This is a genomic window from Serratia sp. A07 (assembly GCF_058725505.1).
The window spans coordinates 1-18417 of record NZ_JBZXDO010000022.1; the positions used below are offsets into that span (position 1 = coordinate 1).

12 protein-coding genes, 2 tRNA genes and 3 rRNA genes are annotated in these 18417 nt (G+C 61.5%); 11 read left to right on the forward strand and 6 right to left on the reverse strand.

Features of this window, described 5'->3' with window-relative positions:
* The first annotated feature begins 7 nt into the window (after positions 1-7).
* From rrf (AC4PR2_RS19150) to aceK, 9 genes are all read left to right on the forward strand, one after another.
* Positions 8-123: ribosomal RNA gene (rrf, locus tag AC4PR2_RS19150) — 5S ribosomal RNA — on the forward strand.
* Positions 124-137: 14 nt separating this feature from the next.
* Positions 138-213: transfer RNA gene (locus AC4PR2_RS19155), tRNA-Thr, on the forward strand.
* A gap of 45 nt (positions 214-258) precedes the next feature.
* A 5S ribosomal RNA gene (gene rrf / locus AC4PR2_RS19160) occupies positions 259-374 on the forward strand.
* A gap of 14 nt (positions 375-388) precedes the next feature.
* Positions 389-464 (forward strand) — tRNA-Thr (locus AC4PR2_RS19165).
* A gap of 45 nt (positions 465-509) precedes the next feature.
* Positions 510-625, forward strand: a 5S ribosomal RNA gene (rrf, locus tag AC4PR2_RS19170).
* A gap of 246 nt (positions 626-871) precedes the next feature.
* Positions 872-1801 (forward strand): homoserine O-acetyltransferase MetA, encoded by a 930-nt coding sequence (gene metA, locus AC4PR2_RS19175; protein WP_197804202.1) that lies wholly within the window; start codon positions 872-874, stop codon positions 1799-1801.
* A gap of 374 nt (positions 1802-2175) precedes the next feature.
* The gene (aceB, locus tag AC4PR2_RS19180; RefSeq protein ID WP_049201549.1) at positions 2176-3774 is read left to right on the forward strand and encodes a malate synthase A; all 1599 of its coding nucleotides are present in this window, start codon (positions 2176-2178) and stop codon (positions 3772-3774) included.
* 41 nt (positions 3775-3815) lie between these two features.
* Positions 3816-5123, forward strand: a complete 1308-nt coding sequence (gene aceA / locus AC4PR2_RS19185) for an isocitrate lyase (RefSeq protein WP_147840679.1) — start codon at positions 3816-3818, stop codon at positions 5121-5123.
* Positions 5124-5192: 69 nt separating this feature from the next.
* Complete coding sequence (aceK, locus tag AC4PR2_RS19190; RefSeq protein ID WP_147840680.1) at positions 5193-6947, forward strand: bifunctional isocitrate dehydrogenase kinase/phosphatase; 1755 nt, start codon at positions 5193-5195, stop codon at positions 6945-6947.
* Between the two features lies 1 nt (position 6948).
* Here aceK and AC4PR2_RS19195 read toward each other — a convergent pair whose 3' ends face one another.
* The 5 genes from AC4PR2_RS19195 to iclR form a co-directional block, all read right to left on the reverse strand.
* Positions 6949-7590 carry a bifunctional 4-hydroxy-2-oxoglutarate aldolase/2-dehydro-3-deoxy-phosphogluconate aldolase gene (locus AC4PR2_RS19195; protein WP_049201544.1) on the reverse strand — a complete coding sequence of 214 codons (642 nt, stop codon included), beginning with the start codon at positions 7588-7590 and terminating at the stop codon, positions 6949-6951.
* A gap of 54 nt (positions 7591-7644) precedes the next feature.
* Complete coding sequence (gene edd / locus AC4PR2_RS19200) at positions 7645-9459, reverse strand: phosphogluconate dehydratase (RefSeq protein ID WP_049201542.1); 1815 nt, start codon at positions 9457-9459, stop codon at positions 7645-7647.
* A 98-nt stretch (positions 9460-9557) separates the two neighbouring features.
* The gene (gntU, locus tag AC4PR2_RS19205; protein ID WP_060425180.1) at positions 9558-10895 is read right to left on the reverse strand and encodes a gluconate transporter; all 1338 of its coding nucleotides are present in this window, start codon (positions 10893-10895) and stop codon (positions 9558-9560) included.
* The gene (gene gntK, locus AC4PR2_RS19210; RefSeq protein WP_038874371.1) at positions 10892-11431 is read right to left on the reverse strand and encodes a gluconokinase; all 540 of its coding nucleotides are present in this window, start codon (positions 11429-11431) and stop codon (positions 10892-10894) included. Before gntK ends, gntU begins: the two co-directional genes overlap by 4 nt.
* A gap of 252 nt (positions 11432-11683) precedes the next feature.
* Positions 11684-12514 carry a glyoxylate bypass operon transcriptional repressor IclR gene (gene iclR, locus AC4PR2_RS19215; RefSeq protein WP_004936648.1) on the reverse strand — a complete coding sequence of 277 codons (831 nt, stop codon included), beginning with the start codon at positions 12512-12514 and terminating at the stop codon, positions 11684-11686.
* A 196-nt stretch (positions 12515-12710) separates the two neighbouring features.
* On the opposite strand from iclR, the gene metH reads away from it, so the two are divergent.
* On the forward strand, positions 12711-16406 hold the full coding sequence (gene metH / locus AC4PR2_RS19220; RefSeq protein ID WP_492175373.1) for a methionine synthase: 3696 nt from the start codon (positions 12711-12713) through the stop codon (positions 16404-16406).
* A 37-nt stretch (positions 16407-16443) separates the two neighbouring features.
* On the opposite strand, the gene AC4PR2_RS19225 is transcribed toward metH, so the two are convergent.
* Entirely contained in the window at positions 16444-17154 is a 711-nt protein-coding gene (locus tag AC4PR2_RS19225; protein WP_060425131.1) for a UTRA domain-containing protein, read from the reverse strand.
* Positions 17155-17347: 193 nt separating this feature from the next.
* Here AC4PR2_RS19225 and AC4PR2_RS19230 point away from each other — a divergent pair, with 193 nt between their 5' ends.
* Positions 17348-18409 carry an ABC transporter substrate-binding protein gene (locus AC4PR2_RS19230; RefSeq protein ID WP_004936660.1) on the forward strand — a complete coding sequence of 354 codons (1062 nt, stop codon included), beginning with the start codon at positions 17348-17350 and terminating at the stop codon, positions 18407-18409.
* The last annotated feature ends 8 nt before the right edge of the window (positions 18410-18417 follow it).

Here is an 18417-nt window from a genome sequence, read left to right on the forward strand (position 1 = left end):
GAATTTGCCTGGCGGCAATAGCGCGGTGGTCCCACCTGACCCCATGCCGAACTCAGAAGTGAAACGCCGTAGCGCCGATGGTAGTGTGGGGTCTCCCCATGCGAGAGTAGGACACTGCCAGGCATCAAATTAAGCGTGCTGATATGGCTCAGTTGGTAGAGCGCACCCTTGGTAAGGGTGAGGTCCCCAGTTCGACTCTGGGTATCAGCACCACTTTATTTAAAGTGGGTTTAGAAGTTCGGCAGAAAAAAGAATTTGCTTGGCGGCAATAGCGCGGTGGTCCCACCTGACCCCATGCCGAACTCAGAAGTGAAACGCCGTAGCGCCGATGGTAGTGTGGGGTCTCCCCATGCGAGAGTAGGACACTGCCAGGCATCAAATTAAGCGTGCTGATATGGCTCAGTTGGTAGAGCGCACCCTTGGTAAGGGTGAGGTCCCCAGTTCGACTCTGGGTATCAGCACCACTTTATTTAAAGTGGGTTTAGAAGTTCGGCAGAAAAAAGAATTTGCTTGGCGGCAATAGCGCGGTGGTCCCACCTGACCCCATGCCGAACTCAGAAGTGAAACGCCGTAGCGCCGATGGTAGTGTGGGGTCTCCCCATGCGAGAGTAGGACACTGCCAGGCATCAAATAAAACAACAAGCCTCATGCGAAAGCATGGGGCTTTTTGTTTTGTCTGTTATCTGGCGTTCTGCACGAGCGTGGCCTTTTTGCTTTTCAGTTCCTTTACTCCCGCTCCTCATACCTTGGCGCAGAGCGCGCAATGAAACATTTTCACCTTTCCGCCGAATGCTCGACATCGACGGAAAAAAACGCTATCTTCGGGCATCTAGAAGTCTAAACGTATAAATGGATGTGTGAGGGTTAAGCAATGCCGATTCGTGTTCCTGATGAGTTACCTGCGGTCAATTTCTTGCGCGGTGAGAATGTCTTCGTGATGACATCCTCGCGGGCAAAAACACAGGAAATCAGGCCGCTGAAAGTGCTGATCCTCAACCTGATGCCAAAGAAGATCGAAACGGAAAACCAGTTTTTGCGCCTGCTGTCCAACTCGCCGCTGCAGATTGATATCCAGCTGCTGCGTATCGACAGCCGCGAATCGAAGAACACGCCGGCCGAGCATCTGAACAACTTCTATTGTGACTTCGAGGATATCCAGAACGAGAACTTCGACGGTTTGATCGTCACCGGCGCGCCGCTGGGGCTGGTCGATTTCTGCGATGTTGCCTACTGGCCGCAGATCGAACGCGTGATCGACTGGGCCAAGCACCACGTTACCTCCACGCTGTTCGTGTGCTGGGCGGTACAGGCGGCGTTGAACATCCTGTACGGCATTCCCAAGATGACGCGCGAGGTGAAGCTCTCCGGCGTTTACCCACACCAGACGCTGCAGCAGCATGCGTTGCTGACGCGAGGCTTCGACGAAAGCTTTCTGGCGCCACATTCACGTTATGCCGATTTCCCGACCGAGGTGATTCGCCAATATACCGACCTGGATATTCTGGCCGAATCCGAGCTGGCTGGCGCCTACCTGTTCGCCAGCAGAGATAAGCGCCTGGCATTCGTCACCGGCCATCCGGAATACGATACGTTGACTCTGGCGGGGGAGTATTGTCGGGACAATGATGCCGGACTCGATCCTGCCGTACCGCTCAACTATTTCCCCGATGACAACCCCGCACTGACACCGAAAGCCACCTGGCGCAGCCATGGCCACCTCCTGTTTTCCAACTGGCTCAACTATTACGTCTACCAGATCACACCTTACGATCTGCGCCATATGAATCCGACTCTCGACTGATCTTTTCTGTCTGCCGGCGGCTGAATCGAGGCCGCCGCGCCGTTGATCCTCTGCACGATCCTCTTTTTATCCGTCCTTTGATCCAAATAACCATTTCCTGACAAGGCGTTAGTGTGTCTTTATTAAATTACTGGAACCAGTTTCCTTACCTGTCATTATTGTTATTTTATCTAACCAATTGATAATAAAGTGTTAATAAAATATTTAATAATAAAATGGAAATGGTTTTTGATTTTTATTTTTTGTTGAGTATTCTTAGAGCTATCGGGATGAGATCTGACCAGTTGAGGATCGTTTCATCCACCCTGATCCACAGTGATTTCTGATGAAAATGCGCCGGTCGCGCGAGCGCAACGATGGGAAGGAGCAAGGTCATGACACAACAGATAGCAGGCACGGAGTTAAGGTTTACGCAGGGTTTCGCCGCAGCGGAGCGCCAGGTGTTGACCGATGAAGCGGTTGAATTCCTGGCGGAACTGGTGGGGAAATTCACGCCGCGGCGCAACGAGCTGCTGGCGGCGCGTGTCCGCTGGCAGCAAAATATCGATCGCGGCGAACTGCCGGGATTTATTTCGGAAACCACTTCCATTCGTGAAGGTGACTGGCAGATCCGCGGCATTCCACAAGATTTGCGTGACCGCCGGGTCGAGATCACCGGGCCGGTTGAGCGCAAGATGGTGATCAATGCGCTTAATGCCAACGTAAAAGTATTCATGGCGGACTTCGAAGACTCGCTGGCGCCAAGCTGGGACAAAGTCATCGACGGCCAAATTAACCTGCACGATGCGGTTAACGGCACCATTTCCTACACCAATGAAGCAGGCAAAATCTACCAGCTGAAACCGAACCCGGCGGTATTGATCGCTCGCGTGCGCGGCCTGCATTTGCCGGAAAAACACGTGCTGTGGCGTGATGAAGCCATTCCCGGCGGCCTGTTCGATTTCGCGCTGTACTTCTACCACAACTATCGCCAGCTGCTGGCCAAGGGCAGCGGGCCGTATTTCTATCTGCCGAAAACCCAGTCCTGGGAAGAGGCGGCCTGGTGGAGTGATGTCTTCAGCTTTACCGAGGATCGTTTCGATCTGCCGCGCGGCACCATCAAAGCGACCGTGCTGATCGAAACCCTGCCGGCGGTGTTCCAGATGGACGAAATTCTCTACCACCTGCGCGACCACATCGTCGGCCTGAACTGCGGCCGCTGGGATTACATCTTCAGCTACATCAAAACGCTGAAGAATCATGGCGATCGCGTGCTGCCGGATCGTCAGTCGGTGACCATGGAGAAACCTTTCCTCAGCGCCTATTCGCGTCTGTTGATCAAAACCTGTCACAAGCGCGGCGCGTTCGCCATGGGCGGTATGGCGGCGTTTATCCCGAGCAAAGACGCCGAGAAAAATGACTGGGTGTTGAATAAGGTACGGGCGGACAAAGAGCTGGAGGCCAGCAACGGCCACGACGGCACCTGGGTGGCGCACCCGGGGCTGGCGGATACGGTGATGGAGGTATTTGGCAAAGCATTGGGCGATCGCCAAAACCAGCTGGAGGTGCTGCGTGAGCAAGACGCGCCGATCAGCGCCGCACAGCTGCTGGCACCGTGCGACGGCGAACGCACCGAGGCGGGGATGCGCGCCAATATCCGCGTGGCGGTGCAGTACATCGAAGCCTGGATCTCCGGCAACGGTTGCGTGCCGATTTACGGTTTGATGGAAGATGCGGCGACGGCGGAAATCTCCCGTACGTCAATCTGGCAGTGGATCCACCACGAGAAGAGCCTGAGCGACGGGCGCCCGGTCACCAAGGCGCTGTTCCGCCAGATGCTGCAAGAAGAGATGTTGGTGGTGCGTGAAGAAGTGGGGGAAGCGCGCTTTAACGCCGGCCGGTTCGAAGAGGCGGCGCGCCTGATGGAGCGCATCACCACGCAAGATGAATTAATCGATTTCCTGACGCTGCCCGGCTATGAGCTGCTGGCCTGAGTTTTCCCAATCAACCCTACACGACTGAAAGGATAAAAATTATGTCTACCTCTCGCTCTCAACAGATCCAGCAGCTGGAACAGGAATGGAAATCGGCCCGTTGGGACGGCATTACCCGCCCTTACAGCGCCGAAGACGTGATCAACCTGCGCGGTTCGGTCAACCCGGAATGCACCCTGGCGCAAAACGGCGCCGCCAAACTGTGGGCATTGTTGAACGGCAAGGCGCGCAAAGGCTACGTGAACTGCCTGGGCGCGCTGACCGGCGGCCAGGCGCTGCAGCAGGCCAAAGCCGGCGTCGAGGCTATCTACCTGTCCGGTTGGCAGGTGGCGGCGGACGCCAACAGCGCGGCGGCCATGTACCCTGACCAGTCGCTGTATCCGGTGGACTCGGTGCCGAAGGTCGTCGAGCGCATCAACAATACCTTCCGCCGCGCCGATCAGATCCAATGGGCTAACCAGATTGAGCCGGGCAGCAAAGGCTACACCGATTATTTCCTGCCGATCGTCGCCGATGCGGAAGCCGGCTTCGGCGGCGTGCTGAACGCCTTCGAGCTGATGAAAGCGATGATCACCGCCGGCGCCGCCGGGGTGCACTTTGAAGACCAGCTGGCGGCGGTGAAGAAATGCGGCCATATGGGCGGCAAAGTGCTGGTGCCCACGCAAGAAGCGATCCAGAAACTGGTCGCCGCGCGCCTGGCGGCCGACGTGCTCGGCGTGCCGACGCTGGTGATCGCCCGCACCGACGCCGATGCGGCCGACCTGCTGACCTCCGATTGCGATCCGTATGACAGCGCCTTCGTCACCGGCGAGCGCACGGCGGAAGGCTTCTTCCGTACCCATGCCGGCGTCGAGCAGGCGATCAGCCGCGGCCTGGCTTACGCCCCTTACGCGGATATGGTGTGGTGCGAAACCTCAACGCCGGATCTGGATGCCGCTCAGCGCTTCGCCGACGCCATCCACGCCAAATACCCGGGCAAGCTGCTGGCCTACAACTGCTCGCCGTCGTTCAACTGGAAGAAGAACCTCGACGACCAGACCATCGCCCGCTTCCAGCAGGCGCTGTCGGACATGGGCTACAAGTATCAGTTCATTACGCTGGCGGGCATCCACAGCATGTGGTTCAACATGTTCGACCTGGCGCACGCCTATGCGCAGGGCGAGGGCATGAAACACTACGTCGAGAAGGTGCAGCAGGCGGAGTTCGCCGCGGTGGATCGCGGCTACACCTTCGCGTCGCACCAGCAAGAGGTGGGCACCGGCTACTTCGACAAGGTCACCACCATCATTCAGGGCGGCGCCTCTTCGGTCACCGCGCTGACCGGTTCGACGGAAGAACAGCAGTTCTGATGCGGCAAGCTTGAAGACGTTTCACCCGGAGCCTGCATGCGCAGGCTTCTTTTTCTGGCGGGGGTAAGGATGGCGGCAAAACTGGAGTTGTTGATCGCACAGACGATCCTGCAGGGCTTCGATGCGCAGTACGGCCGCTTTCTGGAAGTGACCGCCGGCGCGCAGCAGCGCTTCGAGCAGGCGGACTGGCCGGCGGTGCAGCAGGCGATGAAAAAGCGCATCCATCTGTACGACCATCACGTCGGCCTGGTGGTGGAGCAGCTCAAATGCATCACCGGGCAGAAATACTTCGACGCCGACTTCCCCAGCCGGGTCAAAGCGGTCTATATCGACCTGCTACCGGACTATCCGCGTTTCGAAATCGCCGAAAGCTTCTTTAACTCGGTCTACTGCCGGCTGTTCAAGCACCGCGATCTGACGCCGGACAAGCTGTTCGTCTTCAGTTCGCAGCCGGAGCGGCGTTTTCGCGACATCCCGCGTCCGCTGGCGCGCGATTTCACGCCCAATGGCGATCTGCCGGCGATGCTGCGCAGCGTACTGAGCGATCTGCCGCTGCGTCTGCCGTGGGAGGATTTGACGCGCGATATTCGCTACATCACTCAGGCGCTGCAACGCGCCTTCAGCGCACAGCAGCTGGCGGGTGCAACCTTCCAGATCGCCAACGAACTGTTCTACCGCAACAAGGCCGCCTGGCTGGTCGGCAAGCTGCGCCTGGCCGACGGCGTTTATCCGTTCTTGCTGCCTATCCACCACAGCGAATCGGGCGCGCTGTTTATCGACGCCTGCCTGACCGGTAAGGCTGAGGCCAGCATCGTCTTCGGCTTCGCCCGTTCTTATTTCATGGTCTACGCGCCGCTGCCGGCGGCGATGGTGGAGTGGCTGCGTGAGATCCTGCCGGGCAAAACCACCGCCGAGCTGTACATGGCGATCGGCTGCCAGAAGCATGGCAAAACCGAATGCTATCGCGAATACCTGACCTTTATGGCGCAGTCGCAGGAGCAATTTATCATCGCGCCGGGGGTGAAGGGCATGGTGATGCTGGTGTTCACCTTGCCGTCTTTCGACCGGGTATTCAAAGTGATCAAGGACGAGTTCGCCCCGCAAAAAGAGGTGACGCAGGCGCAGGTGATGGCCTGCTATCAGCTGGTGAAAGAGCACGATCGCGTCGGGCGCATGGCGGATACCCAGGAGTACGAGAATTTCGTCGTCGACAAGGCGCGCCTCAGTCCGGCGCTGTTGGCGGAACTGCAGCGCGAAGTGCCGGGCAAACTGGAAGATCTCGGCGATCGCATCGTGATCAAGCACCTGTATATGGAACGGCGCATGACGCCGCTGAACCTGTATCTGGAGCAGGCCAACGATCAGCAGATGCGCGATGCGATCGAAGAGTACGGCAATGCCATCAAGCAGCTTGCCGCCGCCAATATCTTCCCCGGCGACATGCTGTTCAAGAACTTTGGTGTGACGCGCCACGGGCGGGTGGTGTTCTACGACTACGACGAAATTTGCTACATGACCGAGGTTAACTTCCGCGACATTCCGCCGCCGCGTTATCCGGAGGACGAGCTGGCCAGTGAGCCGTGGTACAGCATCGCGCCCAACGACGTGTTCCCGGAGGAGTTCCGCCACTTCCTGTGCGGCGATCGGCGCATTCGGCAGGTGTTTGAGGAGTTGCACAGCGATCTGTTTACCGCTGAGTATTGGCGCGGGTTGCAGCAGCGCATCCGCGAGGGGCACGTGGAAGACGTGTTCGCTTACCGCAAGAAGCAGCGGTTCAGCCAGCGCTGCGGGGCGGCGCTGCCGGCCGCCACCGCTGCGATGTAAATCAGGCCTGGGCGCCCGCGACGGCGGCGCGCGCCAGTTCGGTGATGCGGGCGTAGTCGCCGCTTTCCAGCGCGTCCGCCGGCACCAGCCAGGAGCCGCCGATGCACAGCACGCTTTTCAGCGCCAGATAGCTGCGGTAATTGTCCGGTGAGATGCCGCCGGTCGGGCAGAAGCGCACCTGCGGGAACGGGCCGCCGATCGCCTGCAGCGCTTTTACGCCGCCGTTGGCTTCCGCCGGGAAGAATTTAAACTCGCGCAGGCCGTAATCCATGCCCAGCATCAGCTCGGAAACGGTGCTGATGCCCGGAATAAGCGGAATGGACCCGGCGGTGGCCGCCTTGAGCAGCTCGTCGGTCAGCCCCGGGCTGATGGCGAACTGCGCACCGGCCTCGGTCACTTCACGCAGCTGCTGGGGATTGATCACGGTACCGGCGCCGATGATCGCTTCCGGCACTTCTTGGGCGATGGCGCGAATGGCGTCCATGGCGCAGGCGGTGCGCAGCGTCACTTCCAACACCCGCACGCCGCCGGCGACCAGCGCTTTCGCCAGCGGTACCGCATGTTCCAGCTTGTTGATCACGATGACCGGCACCACCGGCCCCGCCGTCAGGATCTGCTCGGCGCTTGTTTTCCATTGGTTCATGATGACGTTCTCCTCTGTGGCCGCCGCCAGGCGGCGATGCGGCCAGGCTATCGATTAAAATTTGATGCAGCAGGCGCCCTGCTCGGCGCCGGACAGCTGGCTGCGCAGCGCGCCGAACAGCTCGCGGCCGCAGCCGATGTGTTCTGCGCTCAGATCGGGTTGGCATGGCGCGCGCTGGGCCAGTTCGTCGGCGTCGACCAGCACCTGCAGCTCGCCGCTGCGGCCGTTGACGCGGATCGGATCGCCGTCGCGCACTTTCGCCAGCAGGCCGCCGGTATAGGCTTCCGGGGTGACGTGGATGGCGGAAGGCACCTTGCCGGAGGCGCCGGACAGGCGGCCGTCGGTCACCAGCGCCACTTTGAAGCCGCGATCCATCAGCACGCCCAGCGGCGGCATCAGCTTGTGCAGCTCCGGCATGCCGTTGGCCTGTGGCCCCTGGAAGCGCACCACCACCACGCAATCGCGATCCAGCTTGCCGGCTTCGAACGCCGGCACGATGTCGTGCTGGCTGTCGAACACCACCGCCGGCGCTTCGATAATCTGGTTGTCGGCGGGCACCGCCGAGGTTTTCATCACCGCACGGCCCAGATTGCCGGCCATCACTTTGGTGCCGCCGTGATGCTCAAACGGCTGAGCGACGCTGGCGATCACGCTGGCGTCGAGCGAACCGGCCACGCCTTCACGCCACACCAGCTGGCCATTATCCAGCCAGGGTTCCTGAGTGTAGCGGTGCAGGCCGAAACCGGCCACGGTGTGCACGTCTTCGTGCAGCAGCCCATGTTGCAGCAGCTCGCGCACCACCAGCGGCACGCCGCCGGCGGCCTGGAACTGGTTGATGTCGGCCGGGCCGTTCGGATAGATGCGGCACAGCAGCGGCACCGCCTCCGACAGCTCCGAGAAATCGTCCCAGGTAATGATGATGCCTGCTGCGCGCGCCATCGCCACCAGATGCATGGTCAGGTTGGTGGAGCCGCCGGTGGCCAGCAGCGAGACGATGCCGTTTACCACCACTTTCTCGTCCACCAGGCGGCCGATCGGCAGGTAGTTGCCGGCGGTGTCGGTCAGTCGCGTCACCTGGCGCGCGGCGGCGTCGTTCAGCGCGTCGCGCAGCGGCGTGTCCGGATGTACGAAAGAGGCGCCCGGCAGGTGCAGGCCCATCACTTCCATCACCATCTGGTTGGTGTTGGCGGTGCCGTAGAAGGTGCAGGTGCCGATGCCGTGATAGGACGCGGCCTCGGCTTCCAGCAGCGCCAGGCGGTCGGCTTTGCCCTCGGCGTACAGCTGGCGCACGCGTACCTTTTCCTTGTTGGGTAAACCGCTGCTCATCGGGCCGGCCGGCACGAACAGCGCGGGCAGGTGGCCGAAGGAGAGGGCGGCCATCACCAGCCCGGGCACGATCTTGTCGCAGATGCCGAGGAACAGCGCGCCGTCGAACATGTTGTGCGACAGGCCGACGGCGGCCGACATGGCGATCACGTCACGGCTCATCAGCGACAGCTCCATGCCGTCCTGCCCCTGCGTCACGCCGTCGCACATCGCCGGCACGCCGCCGGCCACCTGGCCGACGGCGCCCACCGCCTGCAGCGCCTGTTTCAGCCGCTGCGGGTAGTGTTCGTACGGCTGGTGGGCCGACAGCATGTCGTTGTAGGCGGTGATGATGGCAATATCGCTGCGCACCATGTTTTTCAGCGCCGTCTTGTCATCGGGCTGACAGGCGGCGAAGCCGTGGGCCAGGTTGCCGCAGGCCAGCTGCGCGCGGTGGACGGTTTGGGAACGGGCCGCTTCGATACGCGCCAGATAGGCGGCACGGCTGGCCTGGGAACGGTGGGTGATGCGCTGTGTGACACGGGACAAGGTTGGGTTAATCATGCCTTCCTCACATTGCTGTTGTTATAGTCGCCGCCTGTGGCGGTGCCCCCGGTGGTAATTTGCAGCCCTGGTGTGCAAGGCCGGGGGCGATTTGGGATTTAAAACATCGTGAATGCCATCATGCCGATAGCGCCGCCGACGCTGCCCAGAATCGTTTCCATCACCGTCCAGGTTTTCAGCGTTTGCAGTTCGTTGGCGCCGGTGAATTTGCCGAACAGCCAGAAACCGGCGTCGTTGACGTGGCTCAGCACGATGGAGCCGCCGGCGATGCAGATAGCCAGCGCGGCCAGCTGCCCGCCGTTCAATCCGAGCTGGCTGGTGACCGGCAGTACCAGGCCGACGGTGGTCAGGCAGGCTACGGTGGCCGAGCCCTGAATCACCCGCACCATGGCGGAGAGCGCAAAGGCGGCCACGGCGATCGGCAGGCCGGCGCCGATCATGGCGTCACCCAGCGCCGGCCCTACGCCGGAATCCACCAGGATCTGTTTGAACACCCCGCCGGCGCCGGTCATCAGCAGGATGATCCCGGCCGGTTGCACCGCGGCGGAGCAGATGGCCAGCGTCTGTTCGTTGCTCATGCCGCGCGGTTTCGCCAGGCCGTAAATCACGATCAGGCAGGCCAGCAGGATGGCGGTGAACGGGTGGCCGATAAACTCCAGCCACTGCTGCAGCTGTGAACCCGGAGTGACCAGCCGCGCGCCGATGGTTTTCATGCCGACCAGCACCAGCGGGCACAGCACCAGCGCCAGGCTGAAGCCGAATGACGGCAGATTGCCCTTGGTCAGCGTCGGCTCGTTCTCTTCCGGCGGCATTGGCCAGTTGACGAAACGGCTGATAAAGCTGCCATACAGCGGGCCGGCGATCAGCATGCCGATCACCGCCGCCACCAGGCCGATGGCGATCATCCAGCCGAAGTCGGCCTTCATCTGCGAAGCCAGCAGCATCGGCACCGGCCCCGGCAGCAGGAAGGAGGCGGCGGCGGCCACGCCGGCGAACAGCGGGATCGCCAGCTTGACGATATTGCCGTCGGTGCGGCGCGCCACGGCGAACACGATGCCGATCAGCAGCACCACCGCCACGTCGAAGAACAGCGGCAGCGCGCAGATCAGGCCGGCGATGCCGAGCGCATAGTGCGCCTTGCTTTGTCCGAATCGTTTCAGCAATTGCGCCGCAATTTGATCCAGCGCGCCGACCTCATGCAGGATCTTGCCGAACATCGCCCCCAGCGCCACCACGATCGCCAGAAAGCCCAGCGTGTCGCCCATGCCTTTTTGCATGGTGTCGGCGATATGGTCCAGCGGCATGCCGGAGAAAATGCCGGCGGCGATGGACACCAGCATCAGCGCGACGAAGGCGTGCATGCGCGCCTTCATCACCAGGAATAACAGCAGTAAAACCGAGCCGACTGCGGTACCGACCAGCGTAACGGTACTCACGCGCACACGTCCTGCGGCAGGAAGCTCTGGATATGGCGCACGGTATCGGCGATCACCGCGTCCAGCGGTTGGTTGATGTCGATCGCCATCACGTCGCTTTCGTCGGCGCCCGGTTGCTCCAGCGCGGCGAACTGGGTGACCAGCATCTGCGGTTTGAAGAAGTGGCCGTTACGCGCCGCCAGGCGGGATTCGATCACCGGGAACTCGCCGTGCAGGTAGATAAACGACAGGTTGCCGTTGCCGGCGCGCAGGCGGTCGCGATACTGCTTTTTCAGCGCCGAGCAGACGATGATCGACACGTTGTTGGTGCGCTGCATGGCAAAGGCGGCATCGTTGAGCGCGGCCAGCCATGGGGCGCGATCGTCGTCGTTCAACGCGTCGCCGGCGGCCATCTTCAGGATGTTGCTGCGCGGATGCAGGAAGTCGCCGTCGAGGAAGCCGGCGGAGAGTTGGCGGGCCGCGGCGGCGGCGACGGCAGACTTGCCGCTGCCGGAAACGCCCATAACGACGTAAATGCGATTTTGATTGTTGGTCATGGCTTGGCTCCAAAACACCGGGTGACGTTACCTTCGTTCAGCTTGATTGTTACCGGTAACATGTTATCGGTAACATTGTCGAAGGAAGTGTGAGCGGTTGCAATGGGCTTTCGCCGTGAGGATCGTTAACTGTGATCGGCTTCAAGCTTTTTTCCCGTGTGCTAAACAGGATGCCGATAGCCTGTTACATGCTGACAACAGAGCAAGGAATCGGGAGAGAGGGCGCGCAGGGGCGCCCTCGGAGGGGTAGGATCAGCGCACGCCGCCGTAGGCCAGGCTGATCTCTTTCGCCGCGTGGATCACCAGCGCCCCCAGTTCGATCACGCGATCGTCGGTGATGCGCGACACCGGGCCGGAGATGGAGATGGCGGCGAAGGCTTCACGGTGCTCGTCGAAGATACAGGCCGCCACGCAGCGCAGGCCGAGCGCGTGCTCTTCGTCGTCAAAGGAGAAGCCCTGTTTGCGGATCTGCGCCAGCCCCTCTTTCAGGTTGTGCGGCGTCAGGGTGTGCGGCGTGTAGGTATGCATGCCTTTCTTGTGCAGCAGTTTGGTCACCTGATCGTCCGGCAGGGTGGCGAGGAACGCCTTGCCGGCGCCGGAGGCGTGCATCGGCAGTTTACCGCCGATCGGCGCCGACATGCGCATCAGCGCCGTACACTGCACCTGATCGATGATGATTGCCTGGTACTCGCTGGTATCCAGCACCGCCAGGTTGACGGTTTCGCCGGACTCTTCCATCAGGCGCCGCAGCGTCGGATGTACCATCGCCAGCAGGTTGCGGCTTTGCAGGAAGCTGCTGCCGACCACAAAGGCGTGCGAGCCGATGGTCCACAGGCCGAGATCGCCGACCTGGCGCACGAATCCCTGCTGCTGCATGGTGGTGAGCAGGCGGTGGGTGGTGGAATTCGGCAGGCCAGCCTGCTGCGCCAGATCGGTCAGCGCCACGTTGCCCTGGGCTTCCGAAATGTATTCCAACAGCTTCAGGCCACGGGTCAACGATTGTACCTGGCCGGTCGCCGCACTGGCGGCCGGGGCTGCTGCGCGGGGCTTCTTGCCGCGTTTGGCGGGAGCAGGGGTGGCCATGGGTGAGATTCCTTTTTCCGTATGATGGAATTCATTTTCGTTTTTTGTCGATGAATTGCAAGTCGCCGCCAGCTCATCGGAGGTGTTGGCGCACAACCTGAAAAACTCTCAATTGTCGCCTGGCCCTTTGTCCTTACAAGCTGTGCTAGGATGACTCGTTGGTTTTTGCGGCAGTTGAGCAATGGGCTGGATGGCAATGGAAGGGGTTACAGTGACGAATCGAGTAGAACAACTGCGCCGCCAGTTAGCGCAGCGCATTTTAGTGTTGGATGGCGGCATGGGCACCATGATCCAGAGCTATCGCCTGGATGAGCGCGATTTTCGCGGTGAGCGTTTCGCCGACTGGCGCAGCGATCTGAAAGGCAATAACGATCTGCTGGTGCTGACCAAGCCGGAAGTGATCACCGCCATTCATTACGCCTATCTCGAGGCGGGCGCCGATATCCTTGAGACCAATACTTTCAACTCGACCTCCATCGCCATGGCCGACTACCACATGGAGTCGCTGTCCGCCGAGATTAACTATCAGGCCGCCTGTCTGGCGCGCGCCTGCGCCGATGAGTGGACGGCGCGCACGCCGGAAAAACCGCGCTACGTCGCCGGGGTGCTGGGGCCGACCAACCGCACTGCGTCCATCTCGCCGAACGTCAACGATCCGGCGTTCCGCAACATTTCGTTCGATGAGCTGGTGACGGCTTACCGCGAATCGACCCGCGCGCTGGTGGAGGGCGGCGTCGATCTGATCATGATCGAAACCATCTTCGACACCCTGAATGCCAAGGCCGCCGCTTTTGCAGTGGAAACCGAATTTGAAGCGCTGGGGGTGGAACTGCCGATCATGATTTCCGGCACCATCACCGACGCCTCCGGCCGCACCTTGTCCGGCCAGACGACCGAAGCGTTTTACAATTCGCTGCGCCACGTTAAGCCGCTGACCTTCGGCCTGAACTGCGCCCTGGGCCCGGACGAACTGCGTCAGTACGTCGCCGAGCTGGCGCGCATTTCGGAGACCTACGTCACCGCGCACCCGAACGCCGGTTTGCCGAACGCCTTCGGCGAGTACGATCTGGATGCGGCCGAGATGGCGCGCCAGGTCGGGGAGTGGGCGCAGGCCGGCTTCCTCAATATCATCGGCGGCTGCTGCGGCACCACGCCGGAACATATCGCCGCGATGGCCAACGCGGTCGAGGGCGTGCCGCCGCGCCGGCTGCCGGAGATCCCGGTCGCCTGCCGCCTGGCGGGCCTGGAGCCGCTGACCATCGATGCCAACACCCTGTTCGTCAACGTCGGCGAGCGCACCAACGTCACCGGTTCGGCGCGATTCAAGCGGCTGATCAAAGAAGAGAAATACAACGAGGCGCTCGACGTGGCGCGTCAGCAGGTTGAGAGCGGCGCGCAGATCATCGACATCAACATGGACGAGGGGATGCTCGACGCCGAAGCGGCGATGGTGCGCTTCCTTAACCTGATCGCCGGCGAGCCGGATATCGCCCGGGTGCCGATCATGATCGACTCCTCCAAGTGGTCCGTTATCGAGAAAGGCCTGAAGTGCATTCAGGGCAAGGGCATCGTCAACTCGATCTCGATGAAGGAGGGCGAAGAGGCCTTTATCCATCACGCCAAACTGGTGCGCCGCTACGGTGCCGCGGTGGTAGTGATGGCGTTCGACGAAGTGGGGCAGGCGGACACCCGCGAGCGCAAGTTCGAGATCTGCCGCCGCGCCTATAAAATTTTGACCGAGCGCGTCGGCTTCCCGCCGGAAGACATCATTTTCGACCCGAACATTTTCGCTGTCGCTACGGGCATTGAAGAGCACAACAACTACGCCGTCGACTTTATCGAAGCCTGCGCCGATATCAAAACCCACCTGCCGCACGCGATGATCTCCGGCGGGGTGTCCAACGTGTCGTTCTCGTTCCGTGGCAACGATCCGGTGCGTGAAGCGATCCACGCGGTGTTCCTGTATCACGCCATTCGCAACGGCATGGACATGGGCATCGTCAACGCCGGGCAGCTGGCGATTTATGACGATCTGCCTACCGAGCTGCGCGAGGCGGTAGAGGACGTGATCCTCAACCGTCGCGAAGACGGCACCGAACGCCTGCTGGAGCTGGCGGAAAAGTACCGCGGCAGCAAAGACGGCGAAGCGGCGGTACAGCAGGCGGAGTGGCGCGGCTGGCCGGTGGAGAAACGGCTCGAGTATTCGCTGGTGAAGGGCATCACCGAGTTTATCGAGCTGGACACCGAAGAAACGCGGCAGCAGGCCGAACGCCCGATCGAAGTGATCGAAGGGCCGCTGATGGCGGGGATGAACGTGGTTGGCGATCTGTTCGGCGAGGGCAAGATGTTCCTGCCGCAGGTGGTGAAATCCGCCCGCGTGATGAAGCAGGCGGTGGCCTATCTGGAACCGTACATTGAGGCCAGCAAGCAGCAGGGCACCTCTGCGGGGAAAATCCTGTTGGCGACGGTGAAGGGCGACGTGCATGACATCGGCAAGAACATCGTCGGCGTGGTGCTGCAGTGCAACAACTATGAAATCGTCGATCTGGGCGTGATGGTGCCGACGGAGAAAATCCTGCGCACCGCGCGCGAGGAGAACGTGGACATCATCGGCCTGTCGGGGCTGATCACGCCGTCGCTCGACGAGATGGTCAACGTGGCGAAAGAGATGGAGCGCCAGGGCTTTAGGTTGCCGCTGCTGATCGGCGGCGCCACCACCTCCAAGGCGCACACCGCGGTGAAAATCGAGCAGAACTACAGCGGCCCGACCACCTACGTGCAAAACGCCTCGCGCACCGTGGGCGTGGTGTCGGCGCTGCTGTCCGCCACCCAGCGCGACGAGTTTGTGGCACGCACCCGCAAAGAGTATGAAACGGTGCGCATTCAGCACGCGCGCAAAAAACCGCGCACGCCGCCGGTCGATTTGCAGAAGGCGCGCGCCAACGCCATGGCGCTGGACTGGGCCGATTATCAGCCGCCGGCGCCGCGGCAGCTCGGTGTGTTCCCGGTGGCGGCCGGCATCGAGACGCTGCGCCACTATATCGACTGGACGCCGTTCTTCATGACCTGGTCGCTGGCGGGCAAATACCCGCGCATCCTGGAAGACGAGGTGGTGGGGGAAGAGGCCAAGCGCCTGTTCCACGACGCCAATCAGATGCTGGATCGGCTGGCTGCCGAGCGCAGCCTCAACCCGCGGGGCGTTTACGGCCTGTTCCCGGCCAACCGCGTCGGCGACGACGTGGAGGTATATCGCGACGAACGGCGTGACGAGGTGCTGGCGGTGAGCCGCCATCTGCGTCAGCAGACGGAAAAAACCGACTTCCCGAACTACTGCCTGGCGGACTTTGTGGCGCCGAAAAGCAGCGGCAAGGCCGACTACTTCGGCGCCTTCGCGGTGACCGGCGGGCTGGAGGAGGACGCGCTGGCGGCGGCCTACGACGCGCAGCACGACGATTACAACAAAATCATGGTCAAGGCGCTGGCGGATCGCTTGGCGGAGGCCTTCGCCGAATACCTGCACGAGCAGGTGCGCAAGCTGCACTGGGGCTATGCCGCCGACGAGAGCCTGAGCAACGAGGAACTGATCCGCGAAAACTATCAGGGTATCCGGCCGGCGCCGGGCTACCCGGCCTGCCCGGAACACACCGAAAAAGCGACCATCTGGCAGCTGCTGGACGTCAACCGCCACACCGGCATGGAACTGACGGAGTCCTTCGCCATGTGGCCGGGTGCGGCGGTGTCCGGCTGGTACTTCAGCCATCCTGAGAGCAAGTACTTTGCGGTGGCGCAGATCCAGCGCGATCAGGTGGAAGACTACGCGGCGCGTAAAGGGATGAGCGTGAGCGAGGTCGAACGCTGGCTGGCGCCTAACCTCGGCTACGACGCCGACTGATTTCCTCTTTTAAGGGCGCAGCGATGCGCCCTTGTCATTACTGCGCTTCCACGTCGATGTGCAGCGCATCGTAACGCCAATACTCCAGGTCGCAATCGATCACCCGGTCGTGCTGATCGCGATTCACCCGCGTAATGAACAGCGCCGGGCTGCCGTAGGTCACCTTCAGCATGGCGGCGGCTTGCTGCGGCAGCAGGGTGGGCAGCATGTCGAAACGCACCCGCCCGTAGTGGATGCCGTAGCGCGCGGCGTACAGCGCGGTCAGCGACTGGGTCAGGTCTTCCTCCAGAATGCCGGGGAAATAGGCCGGGTTGAGGTAGTGCTCGCAGTACAGCACCGCGCGCCCGTCGATATAGCGCAGCCGGCGAATGCGATAGGCCTCGGCGCCGGGGGGTAGCGCCAGGCGGCCGGCCAGCGGCGCGTCGAGCGTGACTAGCGCGCTGTCGATCGCCTCGGTATGGGCGGCGCGCCCCTGCTGCTGCGCCATGGCGTGAAAATGGCTGCGCTGCAGCGGGTTGTAGATAAGACGCGGGGGCGAGATGAACCAGCCGCGCCGCACCTGGCGGTAGATGACGCCCTGCGCCTCCAGCTGACCGAGCGCCTCCTGCAAGGTAATGCGGGTCGTGGCGAACTGTTCGCTCAGGGCGCGTTCGGAGGGCAGCTTGCCGCCCACGGCAAACTCGCCTGCGGTGATGCGGGCGTTCAGCGTTTGGCAGATGGTCGCTACGGTCGTCGGTGCTTCACTCATACAGCGGGTGTCCCGTTTCAGTGCGTTTGGCCTCCCTTAAGGTAGACCAGCGTCGCGTTTTCGCCGTTGCAATGGGTGATAAAACTGTCGCTTTTTTAAGCTGACATATAATTATCACATTCGTCCGTTAGATTGGTTTGGTCCTTGCTGGACTAGTCCAGCCATCCCCACACTACCACCTGGAGCATCAGTTATGAAACGTTTGTGCGCTTCTGTGTTAACCAGTGCCATCGTGTTATCCAGCCAGATGAGCTGGGCCGCGGATACCGATCTGGCGGCGCTGGAGCAGGCCGCTAAAAAAGAAGGCGAAGTCAACAGCGTCGGCATGCCGGACAGCTGGGCCAACTGGAAAGGCACCTGGCAAGATCTGTTGAGCAAATACGGCCTGAAGCATGTCGATACCGACATGAGCTCCGCACAGGAGATCGCCAAATTCGATGCGGAAAAGAACAACGCCACGGCGGACATCGGTGACGTCGGCGCGGCCTTCGGCCCGGTGGCGGTGCAGAAGGGCGTAACGCAGCCGTACAAACCCTCCACCTGGGATCAGGTGCCGGACTGGGCGAAAGACAAAGACGGCCACTGGGCGCTGGCTTACACCGGCACCATCGCCTTCATCATCAATAAACAGCAGGTGAAAGATATCCCGCACAGCTGGGCCGATCTGCTGAAGGGCAGCTATCAGGTCACCATCGGTGACGTCGGCACTGCGTCGCAGGCGGCCAGCGGCGTGCTGGCGGCCACCTACGCCATGGGCGGCAACGAGAAGAACCTCAAGCCGGGCCTGGAATTCTTCGGCAAGCTGGCCAAGGCCGGCCGCCTGAGCCTGAGCAACCCGGTGATCGCATCGCTGGAGAAAGGGGAAGTGCAGGTCGGCGTGGTGTGGGACTTCAACGGCCTGAACTACCGCGACCAGATCGACAAAACCCGCTTTGAAGTGCTGATTCCGTCGGACGGCTCGATCACCTCCGGCTACACCACCATCATCAACAAATACGCCAAGCACCCGAACGCCGCCAAGCTGGCGCGCGAATACATCTTCTCCGACGCTGGCCAGATCAACCTGGCGCGCGGCTATGCCCGCCCGATCCGCGCCGAACATCTGACGCTGCCGGACGACGTCAAGGCCAAGCTGCTGCCGGCCGAGCAGTACAAGAATGCGCACCCGATCGCCGATCCGGCGGCCTGGGAACAGAGCGCCAAAGCGCTGCCGCGCCTGTGGCAGGAAAACGTCATTATGTTTATGCAGCAGTGAGTTAACGC